Genomic DNA, 17177 nt, shown 5'->3' with positions numbered 1-17177 from the left:
GGATGTCCGGCATCAAAAAATTGAAATCCCGCAAACTATTGATTTTATCACATAATGCCCTTCCCGAGAGATGGGTGACAGTTCATTCCGGATAGATGGGTTACACTTTGGGCCCTTTGCAAGGAGAGCAAGGTGCCTTGGAAGGAGTGTAACGTCATGGAAGAGCGGCTGAAGTTCGTCGCCCGGTTGCTGGACGGCGAGAAGATGGCGGTGCTTTGCCGGGAGTTCGATATCTCGCGCAAGACCGGCTACAAGATCCTCACGCGCTACAATGACAGCGGCCTTGAAGGGCTGACGGATCGATCGCGCCGGCCCTATCGCCACGCCAATCAGCTTCCGTTTCAAATCGAGAAGCTGATTGTGCGCCTGAAGCAAGATAAGCCGACATGGGGGGCGCCGAAGATACGCGAGCGGCTGGCCCGGCTGTATCCCGATGTGCACCGGCCCGCGATCTCGACAGTGCATGCGGTGCTCGACCGGCACGGCATGGTCGAGCACCGCATGCGAAGGCGCAACAGGGCGACGGGGACACCGCTTTCAAACGGCTATCGACCCAACGATCTTTGGTGTGCCGACTACAAGGGCGAGTTCATGCTCGCCGACCGACGTTATTGCTATCCCCTGACCATCACCGACTTCGCCAGCCGCTATCTCATCGCCTGCGAGGCGCTGTCGACCACCAAGGAAGCCTTTGCCTTCACCGTGTTCGAAAGCGTTTTCAAAGAGTTCGGCCTGCCCAGCGCGATCAGGACCGACAATGGCGTTCCCTTCGCCAGCCCCAACGCGCTGTTCAACCTCAGCAAGCTGTCGGTCTGGTGGCTGCGCCTGGGCATCGACATCGAGCGCATCAAGCCGGGCTGCCCGCAGCAGAACGGGCGCCATGAACGCATGCACCTCACCCTGAAGAGGGAAGCCACCAAACCGGCAGGCGCCAATTTCCTTCAGCAGCAGGCCAGGTTCGATGACTTCATCGACGAGTTCAACTCAGAACGCCCGCATCAGGCACTCGGCATGGACTGTCCGGCAGAGCGCTACACGCCCTCAACGCGCCCCTACACCGGCCCTGCCGGACCTCGACTATCCGTTTCACGACAAGGCTGTCACCGTCACCACCTGCGGCCGCATCTGCTACAATCGCAAGAAGATCAATCTCAGTCTCGTCTTCGCCGGCCAGACCGTCGGCATCAAACAGGTCGAGGACCATATCTGGCTGGCTACCTTCATGGACTATGATTTGGGATATTTCGACGATGAGACATGCAGGCTCGAACCACTCCAAAACCCTTTCGGGCCAAAAGTGTTACCCATGTCTCCGGTATAAACCGTAACCTATGTGTCCGGAACGGACCCCAAACGGCGATGGCTGGGGCGCCAGGATTCGAACCTGGGAATGTCGGTACCAAAAACCGATGCCTTACCACTTGGCGACGCCCCAATAGCCGTCAGAGTCGCTGTGCGGCGCGTTATTAGCAGAGCAGCCGAAAAGCACAATGCTTATGAGCGAGAGCGAGAACGCCCTGAACGGCACGGAGCTGCCGACCATGTGAGGCGCTATTCGCTCCACACGGCCAGCTCGTTGCCGGCCGGATCGACAAAGTGGAAACGCCGGCCGCCGGGGAATGAGAAGATCGGCTTGACGATGGTGCCGCCGGCACTTTCCACTGCGCGCAGGGTTTTCTCCAGATCCCTGCTGTAGAGCACGGGCAGGGGCTTGGCCGGTGCTTCCTCGGCCTCGGCCTGAAAACCGCCGTCCAAACCTTCCGCAAAGGCCGAATAGGTCGGCCCGTAGTCGGTGAACGACCAGGCGAAGGCTGAACTGTAGAAAGCCTTCAACCGGTCCAGCGTGCCGCCGGTTGCCGGCATTTCCAGATAATCGAGTTTTCCATCCTGTTTCATGGGATACCTCGTTGTTCCCTTTATGTTCTAGTGTGGGTATAGTGGGGTGGCAAGTCTTTTTTGCCGCACCCTTGGACATCGCTTTTTCTTAATCGATTGTAGGGGCCGGACGACTTTGCCGGCACCTTGCCTTTCGCACTGCACCATCATATCGCTCCAGGGTCGGACGCGGCGGAACCATTGGTTTCGTCAATCTTTCCAATCTCCCGCAACCGGAGAGCAAGCATGACCAAATGGGTTTTCACCTTTGGCGATGGGGCGGCGGAAGGCCGTGCCAGCGACAGGAATCTGCTGGGTGGCAAGGGCGCCAACCTGGCCGAGATGTGCAGCCTTGGCTTGCCGGTGCCGCCGGGCTTCACCATCACCACCGAGGTCTGCAATGCCTACTATGCGAACGCCCGCGCCTATCCGGCGGGGTTGGAAGCCGATGTCGCGGTCGCGCTCGACCACATTGGCCAGCTGACCGGCCGCCGGTTCGGCGATCCGTCGAAGCTGCTCTTGGTTTCCGTGCGCTCCGGGGCGCGCGCCTCGATGCCGGGAATGATGGACACCGTGCTCAATCTCGGCCTGAACGACGAGACCGTCGAGGCGCTGGCCGGTGATTCCGGCGATGCACGCTTTGCCTATGACAGTTATCGCCGCTTCATCCAGATGTATTCCGATGTGGTCATGGGTCTCGATCACGAGGTGTTCGAGGAAATCCTTGAAGACCAGAAGGCGAGCCTCGGCCACGAACTCGACACCGAGCTGACGGCCATCGAATGGCAAGGCGTGATCGCACTCTACAAGGCCAAGGTCGAGGAGGAACTCGGCAAACCCTTCCCGCAGGATCCGCATGAGCAGCTCTGGGGCGCCATCGGCGCGGTCTTTTCGAGCTGGATGAACAACCGCGCCATCACCTACCGGCGCCTGCACGACATCCCCGAAAGCTGGGGCACGGCGGTCAATGTCCAGGCCATGGTGTTCGGCAACATGGGCGAGACCTCGGCCACCGGCGTCGCCTTCACCCGCAATCCGTCGACCGGGGAAAAGCAGCTCTATGGCGAGTTCCTGGTCAATGCGCAGGGCGAGGATGTCGTCGCCGGCATCCGCACGCCGCAGAACATCACCGAGGCCGCCCGCATCGCCGCCGGCTCCGACAAGCCATCCTTGCAGAAGCTGATGCCCGACGCGTTCCAGTCCTTCGTGACGATCTCCGACAGCCTGGAAAAGCACTATCGCGACATGCAGGACCTCGAATTCACCATAGAGCGCGGCAAGTTGTGGATGCTGCAGACCCGGTCCGGCAAGCGCACCGCCAAGGCGGCGCTGAAGATCGCGGTCGAGATGGCCAGGGACGGGCTGATCACGAAGGAGGAAGCCGTTGCACGCATCGATCCGGCCTCGCTTGATCAGTTGCTGCACCCGACCATCGACCCGAAGGCCGCGCGAGACGTTATCGGCGTCGGCCTGCCGGCATCTCCGGGCGCGGCCACCGGCGAGATCGTCTTTTCCTCCGGCGATGCCGAGGATCTGAAGGCGCAAGGCCGCAAGGCGATCCTGGTGCGCATTGAGACCAGCCCGGAGGACATCCATGGCATGCATGCGGCGGAAGGCATCCTGACCACGCGCGGCGGCATGACCAGCCATGCCGCCGTCGTCGCGCGCGGCATGGGCAAGCCTTGCGTCTCCGGCGCCGGCTCGCTGCGCGTCGACTACAAGGCCGGCACGCTGCTCTCGATGGGGCAGACCTTCCGCAAGGGCGACGTCATCACCATCGACGGCGGCAACGGCCAGGTGCTGAAGGGCGCCGTGGCGATGCTGCAGCCCGAACTTTCAGGTGATTTCGCCGCCATCATGGAATGGGCGGACGCGGTGCGCCGCATGAAGGTGCGCACCAATGCCGAAACGCCGCTCGACGCCCGCATGGCGCGCTCCTTCGGCGCCGAGGGCATCGGGCTTTGCCGCACCGAACACATGTTCTTCGACGGCGCCCGCATCGTAGCCATGCGCGAGATGATCCTGGCCGACACCGAGAAGGACCGCCGCACCGCCCTTGCCAAGCTTCTGCCCATGCAGCGCTCGGATTTCCTGGAACTCTTCGAGATCATGGCCGGCCTGCCGGTGACGATCCGACTGCTCGATCCGCCGCTGCACGAATTTCTGCCCAAGACCGAGGAGGAGGTGGCCGAAGTCGCCGCCGCCATGAACGTGTCGCCGGACAAGCTCCGGCAACGCACCGACGCCCTGCACGAATTCAACCCGATGCTCGGCCATCGCGGCTGCCGGCTGGCCGTCTCCTATCCCGAGATCGCCGAGATGCAGGCGCGGGCCATCTTCGAGGCCGCCGTCGAGGCCGGCAAGAAGGCCGGCGCGCTGGTGGTTCCCGAGATCATGGTGCCGCTGGTCGGCCTGGTCAAGGAACTCGACTACGTGAAGGCGCGCATTGATGCGGTCGCCAAGAGCGTGATGGACGAGAGCGGCGTCAAGATCGACTACCTGACTGGAACCATGATCGAATTGCCACGTGCGGCGATCCGGGCTCATGTCATCGCCGCTACAGCCGAGTTCTTCTCCTTCGGCACCAACGACCTTACCCAGACCACTTTCGGCATTTCGCGCGACGATGCTGCCTCTTTCCTGGAGACTTACCGCCAGAAGGGCATCATCGAGCAGGATCCCTTCGTCTCGCTCGACATCGACGGCGTCGGCGAACTGGTGCGCATGGCTGCGCAAAAGGGCAGGGCGACGCGGCCCGACATCAAGCTCGGCATCTGCGGCGAACATGGCGGCGACCCGGCATCGATCCGTTTTTGCGAGGAGGTCGGACTCGACTATGTATCGTGCTCGCCCTATCGTGTGCCGATTGCCAGGCTGGCGGCCGCGCAGGCAGCGGTGCAGGTGGCAAAGACCGGGCGCGGATAGGAAGCGAGCCCGGATCGAAACTTACGGTTTTGTATGAAAACTCACGCGAACGTGCCGAAGGCGTTGCGTAATCTCGACATCGTCACTGCCTAATCTGCGCACGGACCGTCAATTGTTTCCGGAATCACACGTTGCAGATATCTCCCGCGCCATTCCGCTCGATCCTGGTCATTCAGACGAAGTTCATCGGCGATATCGTTCTCGCCTCGACGCTCGCCAGGAACCTGCAACTCGAATTCCCCGATGCCAGGATCGTGTTTCTCTGCGAAGCGCACTTCAAAAGCTTCGTGATCGCGCATGGCATGGCTTCCGAGGTGGTTACGTTCCGGCGCTCCCGGATCCGCGGCACCCCGCTGGAGCGCGCAAAAGAACTCTATGCCGTGGTGCGGGCGCTGCGCCGCTTCCGTTTCGACCTGACGATCGACGTGACCGATTCAAAGACCTCGCGCATTGTCAGTGGGCTGGTCAACGCAAAGACCCGCGTCGGCTATAATCCTCCCGAGAGGCCTCTGAAGCTGCTGGAGCGTCAGCCCGCCAATCTGTTTGCCAAGCCGTATGGGTTTGGCGGCCATCATTTCGTCTTTCGCTATCTCTCGCCGCTTGAAGCGCTTGGCGTCGATCTGCGCGTCACCGTGCCAAGCCTTCAGCCATCGCCGTTAGAGACGGCGAAAGCATTGGCGCTTCTGGGCATGCATCATCTGCGGCCGAATGCCTTTGTCGCCGTGCATGCCGGCGCGAGCTTCAAGGGCCGGCAATGGCAGCCGGAGCGATTTGCCGAGGCGATCAACGAAATTGCAGCCGGTACCGGACTGGGTGTCGTCCTGGTGGGAGGGCCGGACGAAAGCGAGATCGCCGGACGGATCCTCGCCAGGACGGCGACGCCGATGGTCAACCTTGTCGGGACGCTGTCGCTCGAGAGCCTGTTGGCCGTTCTGAAACAAGCGCGGCTGTTTCTTGGCAACGAGAGCGGCCCTATGCATATGGCTGCCGCCGTGGGCACGCCGGTCGTCGGGCTTTTTGGTCTGACGAATCCGTCGCGCTGGGGACCGGTCGGCGTGCCCAGCATCGCGCTTCGGCCGTCGACGCCATGTGACTGCGTGGCCAAGGATCTGTGCCGCTGGCCCGATCCCAGCAGGGTTTGCTGCGTTTGGCGCCTGGAGGTGAACCCGGTCGTCGATGCGGTGCGCGAGGTGCTCGCGCGCACCGAGATGAAGCGCGAGCGCGCCGTCTGATGCATGTCGTCCAAAATGGCTCCGGTTTTTGGAGAGAACTGCATACATGAAAAGAAAGCTTACAGCGCGTTGCCCGATCCGTTTCGGGTCGACGCGCTTTAACGGCGGCAAGGCCACCGTCGAAGGGTTCGTTCACCGACCACTCGGTCAAATTGCCGCGCCAGGCATCTTTCTGCTATTCATCGTCCCGATTTCCGCCTTGATGCGGGCCTTGGGATAGCGGCTTGAAATCGCCTATCAGGAATTGGTTTGATGCGTCTGCCGCAAAAACATCTCTGCATGATCGCCATGTCGCTGGCGGTGGTGTCCAGCGCTCACGCCGTGCCGCTGGTCGAGCCCACGCTGCATATAAAGCCTGCCGCAAGCGGGGCCGGCCGGGTCGCGCTGACGCTCGATGCCTGCGGCGGACAGACCGACACACGGATCCTTTCGGCGCTGGTGGAAAACAAGATCCCCGCCACCATTTTCGTCACCGGCATCTGGCTGAAGCGCAATGCCGCGGCCGTCGCGATCATGCGCGCGCATCCCGACCTGTTCGAACTGGAAAATCACGGCGGCCATCATGTTCCGGCGGTCGACACGCCGCAGAAGATTTATGGCATACGCAGCGCCGGCAGCCCCGAAGCGGTACTAGCCGAGGTCGAATCGGGTGCCGCCGCATTGGCCAAGACGGGTGAGCCGGCTCCGAAATGGTTCCGGGGCGCAACGGCCGAGTACAGCCCCTCGGCCATCGCGATGATCCGCAAGCTCGGCTTCAAGATCGCCGGCTTCTCGATCAATGGCGATGGCGGCTCATTGCTGGGTGCCAAGGAAACCGCCCGGCGCATCGCCGCGGCCAAGGACGGCGACGTCATCATCTCGCACATCAATCAGCCGACCCATGCCGCCGGCGAAGGCGTGGTGCAGGGCCTGTTGGCGCTCAAGGACAAGGGCATGACCTTCGTGCGTCTCGACGATGCCGATGGCATGGGCAACAACGGCACCACCGACTGAGGGTGCGTCGACATTGGGGTGGTGATCGGCCCGCCCTCAAATCTCAACGCACTCTGAGTGCCTTCAAGTCGAAGAGCTCAGCCAGGCCTGGTTTCGATGGTGACCTTGCTGGCGTAGAACGCCCCGTGATCGCGGATATCGGTCATTTCGTCGAACGGATGCCGATAGGCCCACATCGCGTCCTTGCCCGCCTCGCCGGCCGGCAGCACGCTCCAATAACTGGCATCACCCTTATAGGGACAATGGGTGGAGTGCTCCGTGCCGGTGAGCTTGTCGAAATCGATGTCGGCGAACGGAATATAGAAGGCTGCGGGGTAGGGGGCCTCGGTCAGCACCTTGGCCCTCGTGGACGATGCGATGACTGTATCGCCGGCGCGGACGGTAACGGTGCCTGCATAGGGCTCGATGGTGATGATCTTGTCGGGATTGCGCTGGAAGCCGGGGGCAGGGTTGGCGATCTTGTCCATGCTGGTTCTCCTTACCTGGCTCCCTAAAATGTGGCGGGCACAGCCATTGCGCAAGGTCCGTTCGCATCACGAAAACCGGCGCCAATCGCCGAGGCGTGGCGCTATAGCGCTTTCGAGTGTCACCCGAGACTTCAGGCGGCGGTTCTGAATGCGTCCATCAGTCCGGCATAGGCGGCTGCAATGCCCGCCACCGGGTTGCTGCTTCTCGAAACGGTCTCGACCTTCAGCGAGCCGCCGCCGGTCGGCAGGGTGAGCAGCAGGAACTGGCGATTGCCGCCGTCGCCGACGGATGCCGCCGCGACATGCTGGCCTTCGCCTCCGCTCTCGACACACATCTTGAACAGCAGCGTGCCGCCGACCGCTTCGAGCGCGCCGCCGACAACTTCAACAAATTCGTCTTCGGAAACAATCTTCTCGTCTGGCACCAAATCGGCCAAGCTTTCGGCAAGTGTGCTCTCCAGAGCCTTGTCCTCGAGTTGCGCGTCCATGCGAACCTCTTTCAGTCGCCAATCGCACCCCTTTGCCCGTTAACGAAACTTAACGCCGACGATGGCCGGATTGTGGCGGATTTCCCGGTGATTTGGGGGGTAGGAGACTGCCGTCACGGCGGCGATTTTGACCCTCCTGCCATCCCCGTGGCACGAGGGATCAGCAGGCCCAAATCCAAAACATGTCGGAATTCAACCGTTTGCCGTTACGGCACGGACTCCGAAATTCGCTGGCCGCGCAAGCGGGTGACTGGACAATCCGCCGGTTCGCTTCACAATGCGCCAAAGCTACGACGCAAAATGCGCGAGGGAGGAGGAACGGGATGCTGGGGCTGATGCAGGAATGGCCGCTGCTGTGCCACAAGCTGATCGACAACGCCGAACGGCAACATGGGGTGCGCGAGATCGTGTCGCGCTCGATCGAGGGACCGATCGTGCGCACCACCTATGCCGACATCCACCGTCGCTCCCTCAAGGTTGCCCAGCGGCTGGAACGCGACGGGTATGGGATGGGCGACCGCATCGCCACGCTGGCCTGGAACACCGCGCGCCACATCGAGGCCTGGTACGGCATCATGGGCATTGGCGCGATCTATCATACGCTCAATCCGCGCCTGTTTCCCGAGCAGATCGTCTGGATCATGAACCACGCCGAGGACAATGCCGTCTTCGTCGATCTCACCTTCGTGCCGTTGCTCGAAAAGATCGCCAGTGCCGTCAAATCTCTGAAACAGGTGATCGTGCTGACCGACAAGGCGCACATGCCGCAAACCACCTTGCCCAACGCCGTCGCCTACGAGGACTGGCTTGACGGGGTCGATGGCGATTTCGCCTGGAAGACCTTCGACGAAGGCACTGCCGCCGGTATGTGCTATACATCGGGCACGACAGGCGATCCCAAAGGCGTCGTCTACAGCCACCGCTCGAACGTGCTGCACGCCATGATTGCCGCCATGCCCGATGCGATGGGTCTGTCGGCGCGCGACACGATCCTGCCGGTGGTGCCGATGTTCCACGCCAATGCCTGGGGCCTTGGCCAGAGTGCACCGATGATCGGCGCCAAGCTGGTCATGCCCGGCTGCAAGATGGATGGCGCCTCGATCTACGAGTTGCTCGACACCGAGAAGGTGACCTTCAGCGCCGCCGTGCCGACCGTCTGGATGATGCTGCTGCAATATCTGGAGCAGACCGGCAAGACGCTTCCCCATCTGAACAAGGTCGTCATCGGCGGCTCGTCATGCCCGCGTGCGATCATGACGAAATTCCAGGACAATTACGGTGTCCAGGTCATCCATGCCTGGGGCATGACCGAAATGTCGCCGCTAGGAACGCTATGCACCCTGAAGCCCGAATATGCCGGCCTCGAGGGCGAGGCCCGGCTCGACGTCCAGGGCAAACAGGGCTACCCGCCCTTCGGCGTCGAGATGAAGGTGACCGATGACGACAACAAGGCGCAGCCGTGGGACGGCAGGACATTTGGCCGGCTGAAGGTGCGCGGCCCCGCGGTTGCCCGCGCTTACTATGGCGGTGTGGGCGCCGAGCAATTCGACGAGGACGGCTGGTTCGATACCGGAGACGTCGCCCACATCGATGCCGGTGGCTACATGCAGATCACCGATCGCGCCAAGGACGTCATCAAGTCCGGCGGCGAGTGGATTTCGACCATCGACCTCGAGAATCTGGCTGTCGGCCACCCGGATGTGGCGGAAGCCGCAGCCATCGGCGTCCACCATTCGAAATGGGGCGAGCGGCCGTTGCTGGTCGTCGTCGCCAAGCCCGGCAAGGAGCCGACCAAGGCTGGTATTCTCGACTTCATGGACGGCAAGGTGGCCAAGTGGTGGATGCCCGACGATGTCGCTTTCGTCGGCGAGATACCGCATACCGCCACCGGCAAGATCCAGAAGATCACCTTGCGCCAGCAGTTCAAGGACTACCGCTTGCCGACGGATTGACGGGGATGTTGCATGTTTCGGCTTCAAGCCGCCGCGAAAAGGCACTAGACCTCGGTCCGGGTTGGGGCATCGCAGAAGACAATGGTTAGCATTCCCGAACGGCAAACGTCGAAGGCGGCCGGCTGGTCGCGGCGCACAGCCGCATTTTCGGCGGTGCTGTTGCTGACCGACTATGTCGGCCATCGCTTCGGTCTTGTCGAAACGCCGGTGTTCCTGTGGGTGCTGGGCATTGTTGCGCTGTTGGCGGCGCTGGCGCTGTTGTTCGCCGCCTTTGCCTTTTCGAGACTGTGGAATTTCGGTGATCGCGGCGGCCGCGACCTGACCCTCGGCGTCTTGCTGGCCCTGTTGGTGCTGGTCCCCTACGGCGTTGCCGCCTACTGGGCGACGATCTATCCGCCGCTCAGGGACATCTCGACCGACTTCGAGGAACCGCCTGCGCTCGACATCAGCGACCGGACGAAGGACATGAACGTGCTCTCCCCGCCGACGCCGGGCGAACAGCGGCTGCAGACCGACAGCTATCCGCTTGTCACCGCGCGCAGCTACGACCTGCCCTTCGAGACCATCGTCAACGCCGTTGAAACCGTGCTCGACCGGCGCGGCTGGGACCTTTCCCAGCCATACCCCGACCTCGCCGGGCAGAGCGACGTGACCATCACCGCAGTTGCCTCGAGCTTCGTGCTCGGCCTTCCCGCCGACGTGGCGATCCGCGTGACGGATGACGGGGACACGATCATCGTCGACATGCGGTCGGCGTCGCGTTATGGCCGCTACGACCTTGGCGACAATGCCGCGCGCGTCACCGATTTCCTGGCGGAACTCGATCAGGAAGTCGCCGGCCAGGTCGGCGCGGCTCCGGCCGAATAGCCGGTTTCCCGCCGGATAGTGCGTTTCCCGCCGGATAGTGCCTTTGCGTCCGGGGAAGCCTATCAGGCAGGCGCGAAAATGCCGTCGATGGCGGGGGCTGCGTCCGTCGACACCATGCCGCGCGCCACCAGGTCCTCGAGATGGGCAAGCACCGATAGCCCGGCAGCGCCGTGCAGCCGCGGATCGGTATCCCTGTAGATCGCCTTGACCATGTCGGGGATCGTCCGGTCACCGGTCCTGACCCGCTCCAGTATGGCTCGTTCGCGCATCTTGCGATGCGTCTTCAGCCCGCGCATGAAGTTGCGCGGCTCCGTCACTGGTCCGCCATGGCCAGGCAGCAGCAGGCGATCGCCGCGCTCGATCAGCCGGTCTAGCGACGCCATGTAATCGGCCATTACCCCGTCCGGCGGCGCGACGATGGACGTCGCCCATGCCATGACATGATCGGCCGAGAATAGGATGCCAGTTCCCTCCAGCGCGAATGCAGCGTGATTGGCGGTGTGGCCGGGGGTCAGAACCGTCCGGATCGCCCAGCCGTCGCCGGCGACCAACGCCCCGTCCGGCAGCGCGATATCCGGAACGAAAGCAGTGTCGGCGCTGGCATCGAGCGCATTGGTTTCGCCGGTGTGCAACGGCCTTGCCGGCCGATGCGGGCCCTCCGCCAGCACGGCGGCGCCGGTGCGCTCTTTCAGCCGCGTCGCCAGCGGCGAATGGTCACGATGCGTATGGCTGACGAAGATATGGCTGACCGGCCTGCCGGCGATCACGTCGAGCAAGGTCTGCAGATGCGCCTCGTCATCCGGCCCGGGGTCGACGACCGCCAGCGTGTCGCGCCCGATGATGTAGGAGTTTGTGCCGTGAAAGGTAAACGGGCTCGGATTTCGGGCCGTGACGCGCCGCACGTCGGCTGCCACGTCTATCCCGTAACCATAGCCGGGATCGAAACTGGTATCGAATTTGAGAGCCATGTCTTTTCGAACGACGTCTTTCGAACCATGTCGGGCACATTATTCCCTGGAACAATGTAGGCACTTTGTTCCAGGAACGGCAAAACCGATTGCCGCATAGCACGCAAGCCAATATAGGAAAACGCTGAGACCGCGATTGTTGGATCGCGACAAATCGGATTGGGGAAGACCATGGCAACTGCAACGACGATGCGCCCGCTTGTTTCTCTGGCTCTGCCGCAAGAAGGCGCGGCGCGACTGGCAACGCAGTTTCTCCTGGCGATTGCCGGAACGCTGCTGCTGACGCTGTCCGCCAAGACCAGGGTGGTGCTGGGTCCGGTCGATATCTCGATGCAGACGCTCGCCGTATTCCTGATCGCCGCCGCCTTCGGCATGCGTCTCGGCGTTGCCACCCTGCTGCTTTATATGGCGGAGGGCGCGATGGGCTTCCCGGTCTTCCAGGGCACGCCGGAGAAGGGTATCGGCATTGCCTATATGGTCGGGCCGACCGGCGGCTATCTCGCTGGCTTCGTCGTCATGGCCGCTATTGTCGGCTGGGCCGCCGATCGCGGCTGGGATCGCCATCCGATCAAGCTTGTCAATGCGATGCTGGTTGCCGAAGTCGTGATGATGGCAATGGGCTTCGCCTGGCTGGCCGTGCTCATCGGTCCGGAGAAGTCCTGGCAGTTCGGCGTCGTGCCGTTCATCGTCGGCGACCTGATCAAGGTTGCGCTCGCGGCGAGTCTGGTGCCGGCCGTCTGGTCGCTGCTGAAGCGCTCCTGAGTTCCCTCAGCAAGCCGGTATACCGTAGACGTCAGGGGTCCACTCCCGGAGACGGTCGTTTCTGATGAAGGTTCTGGTCACCGGCGTCGCCGGCTTCATAGGCTATCATGTCGCCAGGCGGCTCCTGGAGCGCGGCGACGAGGTCGTCGGCGTCGACAGCATCAACGACTATTATGATCCGCGCCTCAAGCGGGCGCGGCTGCGGCTTCTGGCCGAGGCGAGCCGAAGCACCAATGCCGGCTATCATTTCATCCAAGGCAATCTCGCCGACAGGACCGTGGTTGACGGCTGCTTTGCCGACCACACCTTCGACCGGGTAATCCATCTCGCCGCCCAGGCCGGGGTGCGCTACAGCCTGGAAAATCCGCGCGCCTATGTCGAAAGCAACATCGTCGCTTTCACCAACATGCTCGAGGCCTGCCGCCACAGCCGTGTCGGGCACCTGACCTATGCCAGCACCTCGAGCGTTTACGGCGCCAACACCGACATGCCGTTTTCCGAACATCGCCCGGCCGACCACCCGCTGCAGTTCTACGCCGCGACCAAGCGCGCCAACGAGCTGATGGCGCACAGCTACAGCCACCTGTTCGGGCTGCCGACCACTGGTCTGCGCTTTTTCACCGTATACGGTCCCTGGGGCCGTCCCGACATGGCGCTGTTCCTGTTCACCAGGAGCATCTTGGCCGGCGAGCCGGTCAAGCTGTTCAACAACGGCAATCACACGCGCGACTTCACCTATGTCGAGGACATTGCCGAAGGCGTGGTCCGCGCCAGCGACAGCCCCGCCGCGCCCAACCTTGCCTGGGATTCCGGCCATCCGGACCCGGCGACGAGCAGCGCGCCCTGGCGCATCTTCAACATCGGCAACAACAACCCGGTGAAGCTGGCCGCCTATGTCGAGGCGCTGGAAAACGCGCTTGGCCGCAAGGCCGTCGTCGAACTCTTGCCGCTGCAGGCAGGCGACGTGCCCGACACCTTCGCCGACACCTCCGCACTTCAACAGGCCGTCGGCTACCGCCCCGGCACGTCCGTTTCCGAGGGGGTAGGGCGGTTCGTGGAATGGTATCTGGCGTATTTTGGACGGGAATAGCGGGGTCGCTCTTTGCACGAAATAGTCCGCCCGTTTGCGGGACGCCGCATTGACAAGCCATTGCATGAAACCTAAGCACAGGCACTCAAGGCCGGGGGGCTTTGGCATGTCGAGGAGAGCTTCTTGAAAGGAATTATCCTTGCTGGAGGCAGTGGAACGCGTCTTTATCCACTAACGTTAGCAGTCTCTAAGCAGATCCTCCCGATCTACGACAAGCCGATGATCTATTATCCGCTGAGCGTGCTGATGCTCGCGGGGATCCGCGAAATTTTGATTATTTCGACGCCGCGTGATCTGCCGGCTTTCCGTGAGTTGCTGGGCGACGGATCGGAGTTCGGTCTGGCGCTGTCCTACGCCGAGCAGCCTCAGCCCAATGGCCTCGCGGAAGCCTTCATCATTGGCCGGGATTTCATCGGCAAGGACAGCGTCTCGATGATCCTGGGCGACAACATCTATTTTGGCGACGGGCTGTCGCAGCTTTGCCGCACCGCGGCATCGCGTGAGATGGGTGCTTCGGTGTTCGCCTACCATGTCGAGGATCCCGAACGCTATGGCGTGGTGTCCTTCGACAAGGCCACCGGAACCGCGCTGACGATCGAGGAAAAGCCACAGAAGCCGAAGTCCAACTGGGCCGTCACGGGTCTCTATTTCTACGACAATCAGGTCGTCGACATCGCCCCCACCATCCGGCCCTCGGCGCGCGGCGAACTCGAGATCACGGCGGTCAACAACGTCTATCTCGAGCGTGGCCTGCTCCATGTTCACCGGTTGGGGCGTGGCTACGCGTGGCTCGACACCGGCACGCATGACAGCCTGCATGAAGCCTCTTCCTTCGTGCGCACCATCGAGCACCGCCAAGGCATCAAGGTCGCCTGTCCGGAGGAAATCGCCTTTGAACAGGGCTGGCTGACGGCGGACAAGGTGCTGGAGCGCGCGACCCGCCTGGGGAAAAACGAATACGCGGCCTATCTGCGCCGGCGTGTCGCCGATCTTTCGGAGGGGTAGATGCTGGAGGTGAGATCGCTTGGCATCGACGGGGTGCTGGAAATCGTTCCGAAGCGGCATGGCGATGCGCGCGGCTTCTTCATGGAAACCTACAATGCCGAGCGCTTTGCGCAGGCCGGCATCGACCTCGTTTTCGTGCAGGACAACCATTCCTATTCCGCCGCGGCGGGCGTGCTGCGCGGGTTGCACTACCAGCTTGCACCGCGCGCCCAGGACAAGCTGCTGCGCGTCATCCGTGGCAGCGTCCTAGACGTAGCGGTCGATATTCGCCGGGGCTCGAAAACCTTTGGAAAATGGGTCGGTCTCGAAGTATCGGCTGAAAAGGGCAACCAGATCCTGGTGCCGAAGGGCTTTGCGCATGGCTTCGTGACGCTCGTGCCCGACACCGAGGTCCTGTATAAGGTGACCGACACTTATTCGCCCGGGCATGACCGCTCGATCCGTTTCGATGATCCGGCCATCGGCATAGAATGGCCGTCGCTGGCGAGCGGGTTCCAGCTTTCGGACAAGGATCTCAAGGCGCCGCTGCTCGCCGCCGCCGAGGTGTTGCCTGATGTTGCCAAAGGTGCGTGAGGACAGCAGCATGAATTTTCTGGTGACGGGCGGTGCCGGCTTCATCGGTTCGGCGGTGTGCCGGCATCTGTGCGCCAATCCGGCCTACCGGGTGACCAATCTCGACAAGCTGACCTATGCGGGCAACCTGGCCTCGCTGCGGCCGATCGAGAATGCCCACAATTACAGCTTCGCCCATGCCGACATCTGCGACGAGCGGGCGGTACTGGACATATTGCGCCGCAACGATATCGACATCGTCATGAACCTCGCCGCCGAGAGCCATGTCGACCGCTCGATCGACGGACCTGGCGCCTTCATCGAGACCAACATCGTCGGCACCTACAAGATCCTCAACGCCGCGCTGGAATACTGGCGTGGCCTTTCCGACGAGAGGAAAAGCCGCTTCCGCTTCCATCACGTCTCGACCGACGAGGTGTTCGGCGACTTGCCTTTCGATGGCGGCATGTTCGTCGAGGAGACCCCCTACGCGCCGTCGTCGCCCTATTCGGCCTCGAAGGCGGCCTCGGACCATCTCGTGCGTGCCTGGCACGAGACCTATGGCCTGCCGGTGGTGCTTTCCAACTGTTCGAACAATTACGGCCCCTATCATTTCCCCGAGAAGCTGATCCCGCTCGTCATCCTCAACGCGCTCGATGAAAAGCCGCTGCCTGTCTACGGCGCCGGCGCCAATGTGCGCGACTGGCTGTTCGTCGAGGATCACGCGCGGGCCCTGGAGCTCATTGCCACCAAGGGCACGCCGGGCGAGAGCTACAATGTCGGCGGCAATTCAGAACGCACGAACCTCGCCGTCGTCGAGACGATCTGCGACCTGCTCGACGTCAGGCGCCCCCGCGCCGATGGCAAGCGCTATCGCGACCTGATCGCCTTCGTCACAGACCGCCCCGGCCACGACCGCCGCTATGCCATCGATGCTTCCAAGATCGGTCGCGAGCTCGGCTGGGCGCCAAGCGAGAATTTCGACAGCGGCCTGGCGCGGACGGTGGACTGGTTCCTGGACAACAAATGGTGGTGGGGGCCGATCCGCGAACAGCGCTATGCCGGCGAGCGGCTGGGCGAGGCACGCAAGGAGAGCGCGTGAGGATCGTTGTCACCGGACGCGACGGCCAGGTCGCGGCAAGCCTGCTGGAGGCTGGCCAGAGCCGCGCCGATGTGGAAGTCGTCGCCATCGGCCGGCCGGAGTTCGACCTGGCAAGACCCGATATCGTCTTTGACGCCATCTCGGCGGCCAAGCCGGATATCGTCGTATCGGCCGCCGCCTACACCGCCGTGGATCAGGCCGAGGACGAGCCCGATCTGGCCTTTGCCGTCAACGCGACCGGCGCCGGCAAGGTGGCCGAAGCGGCGGCACGGCTCGGCATTCCCGTCATCCATCTTTCGACCGACTATGTCTTCGACGGCAGCGCTCCCGGCGCCTATGTCGAGACCGATGCCACGGCGCCGCTCGGCGTCTATGGCGCCTCCAAGCTCGCCGGCGAACAGGCGGTGGCCGCCGCCAACCCACGCCACCTGATCTTGCGCACCGCCTGGGTCTACAGCCCGTTCGGCCGGAATTTCGTGAAGACCATGCTGCGGCTGGCTGCCGACCGCGACGAGGTCTCGGTGGTGGCCGATCAATGGGGAAACCCGACCTCGGCACTTGATATCGCCGACGCGATCCTGCATGCGGCGGCCATGCTGCACCGCGACAAGGATCTCGTCGCGTTCGGCACCTATCATCTGGCCGGCACGGGCGAGACCAACTGGAGCGGCTTTGCCCGTCATATACTGGACACAAGCCTGGCGTTTGGTGGTCCTTGGGCGCGGGTACGGGACATTGCCACGATGGACTATCCGACCAAGGCGCGCCGCCCCGCCAATTCCAGGCTATCGAGCGCGAAGTTCGCTTCCGCCTTCGGCTGGAACGCGCCGGACTGGCGGCAATCGACGGAAGCGGTGGTGAAGTATCTTGCCGGCGGTGGCGCGGAGGGCGCGGTATGA

16 protein-coding genes, 1 tRNA gene and 1 pseudogene are annotated in these 17177 nt (G+C 62.8%); 13 read left to right on the top strand and 5 right to left on the bottom strand.

The window, feature by feature from the left end:
• Positions 1–132 precede the first annotated feature (132 nt).
• Positions 133–1321 (top strand): annotated as a pseudogene (locus tag AC0NIH_RS26925) (IS481 family transposase).
• Positions 1322–1360: 39 nt separating this feature from the next.
• On the opposite strand, the gene AC0NIH_RS26920 reads toward AC0NIH_RS26925, so the two are convergent.
• Positions 1361–1435, bottom strand: a tRNA-Gln gene (locus AC0NIH_RS26920).
• 116 nt (positions 1436–1551) lie between these two features.
• Positions 1552–1896: a VOC family protein gene (locus AC0NIH_RS26915; protein ID WP_473468332.1), complete on the bottom strand. Its 345-nt coding sequence runs from the start codon at positions 1894–1896 to the stop codon at positions 1552–1554.
• 225 nt (positions 1897–2121) lie between these two features.
• Between AC0NIH_RS26915 and ppdK the strand changes: the two genes are divergently transcribed.
• From ppdK to AC0NIH_RS26895, 4 genes are all read left to right on the top strand, one after another.
• The gene (ppdK, locus tag AC0NIH_RS26910) at positions 2122–4800 is read left to right on the top strand and encodes a pyruvate, phosphate dikinase (RefSeq protein ID WP_023777228.1); all 2679 of its coding nucleotides are present in this window, start codon (positions 2122–2124) and stop codon (positions 4798–4800) included.
• A gap of 131 nt (positions 4801–4931) precedes the next feature.
• Positions 4932–6032 (top strand): glycosyltransferase family 9 protein, encoded by a 1101-nt coding sequence (locus AC0NIH_RS26905; protein WP_473468334.1) that lies wholly within the window; start codon positions 4932–4934, stop codon positions 6030–6032.
• A gap of 46 nt (positions 6033–6078) precedes the next feature.
• Complete coding sequence (locus AC0NIH_RS26900) at positions 6079–6252, top strand: hypothetical protein (protein WP_474025083.1); 174 nt, start codon at positions 6079–6081, stop codon at positions 6250–6252.
• A gap of 32 nt (positions 6253–6284) precedes the next feature.
• Positions 6285–7025, top strand: a complete 741-nt coding sequence (locus AC0NIH_RS26895) for a polysaccharide deacetylase family protein (RefSeq protein WP_473468336.1) — start codon at positions 6285–6287, stop codon at positions 7023–7025.
• A gap of 77 nt (positions 7026–7102) precedes the next feature.
• Here the strand turns inward: AC0NIH_RS26895 and AC0NIH_RS26890 are convergent, their stop codons facing one another.
• Positions 7103–7492, bottom strand: coding sequence for a DUF427 domain-containing protein (locus AC0NIH_RS26890; RefSeq protein ID WP_473468339.1), 390 nt, complete (start codon positions 7490–7492; stop codon positions 7103–7105).
• 131 nt (positions 7493–7623) lie between these two features.
• Positions 7624–7980 carry a hypothetical protein gene (locus tag AC0NIH_RS26885; RefSeq protein ID WP_287276375.1) on the bottom strand — a complete coding sequence of 119 codons (357 nt, stop codon included), beginning with the start codon at positions 7978–7980 and terminating at the stop codon, positions 7624–7626.
• Positions 7981–8303: 323 nt separating this feature from the next.
• Between AC0NIH_RS26885 and AC0NIH_RS26880 the strand changes: the two genes are divergently transcribed.
• On the top strand, positions 8304–9932 hold the full coding sequence (locus AC0NIH_RS26880) for a fatty-acid--CoA ligase (protein ID WP_473468341.1): 1629 nt from the start codon (positions 8304–8306) through the stop codon (positions 9930–9932).
• An 81-nt stretch (positions 9933–10013) separates the two neighbouring features.
• Positions 10014–10799: a DUF1499 domain-containing protein gene (locus AC0NIH_RS26875; RefSeq protein WP_473468343.1), complete on the top strand. Its 786-nt coding sequence runs from the start codon at positions 10014–10016 to the stop codon at positions 10797–10799.
• Positions 10800–10861: 62 nt separating this feature from the next.
• Here the strand turns inward: AC0NIH_RS26875 and AC0NIH_RS26870 are convergent, their stop codons facing one another.
• Complete coding sequence (locus tag AC0NIH_RS26870; RefSeq protein WP_473468344.1) at positions 10862–11767, bottom strand: MBL fold metallo-hydrolase; 906 nt, start codon at positions 11765–11767, stop codon at positions 10862–10864.
• Between the two features lie 171 nt (positions 11768–11938).
• On the opposite strand from AC0NIH_RS26870, the gene AC0NIH_RS26865 reads away from it, so the two are divergent.
• From AC0NIH_RS26865 to rfbD, 6 genes are all read left to right on the top strand, one after another.
• Positions 11939–12529, top strand: coding sequence for a biotin transporter BioY (locus tag AC0NIH_RS26865; RefSeq protein ID WP_023764453.1), 591 nt, complete (start codon positions 11939–11941; stop codon positions 12527–12529).
• Between the two features lie 64 nt (positions 12530–12593).
• Positions 12594–13619, top strand: coding sequence for an NAD-dependent epimerase (locus tag AC0NIH_RS26860; protein WP_023764452.1), 1026 nt, complete (start codon positions 12594–12596; stop codon positions 13617–13619).
• 123 nt (positions 13620–13742) lie between these two features.
• Entirely contained in the window at positions 13743–14624 is an 882-nt protein-coding gene (rfbA, locus tag AC0NIH_RS26855; RefSeq protein ID WP_473468346.1) for a glucose-1-phosphate thymidylyltransferase RfbA, read from the top strand.
• Positions 14625–15197, top strand: a complete 573-nt coding sequence (gene rfbC, locus AC0NIH_RS26850; RefSeq protein ID WP_473468348.1) for a dTDP-4-dehydrorhamnose 3,5-epimerase — start codon at positions 14625–14627, stop codon at positions 15195–15197.
• 10 nt (positions 15198–15207) lie between these two features.
• Positions 15208–16278: a dTDP-glucose 4,6-dehydratase gene (gene rfbB / locus AC0NIH_RS26845; RefSeq protein ID WP_473468349.1), complete on the top strand. Its 1071-nt coding sequence runs from the start codon at positions 15208–15210 to the stop codon at positions 16276–16278.
• A complete protein-coding gene (rfbD, locus tag AC0NIH_RS26840; RefSeq protein ID WP_473468351.1) occupies positions 16275–17177 on the top strand; it encodes a dTDP-4-dehydrorhamnose reductase in 903 nt (300 codons plus the stop codon). Before rfbB ends, rfbD begins: the two co-directional genes overlap by 4 nt.

The organism is Mesorhizobium sp. WSM1386 (assembly GCF_055901595.1).
The sequence above is the reverse complement of the archived record's forward strand: the minus strand, read 5'-3'. Positions and strand labels throughout refer to the sequence as shown.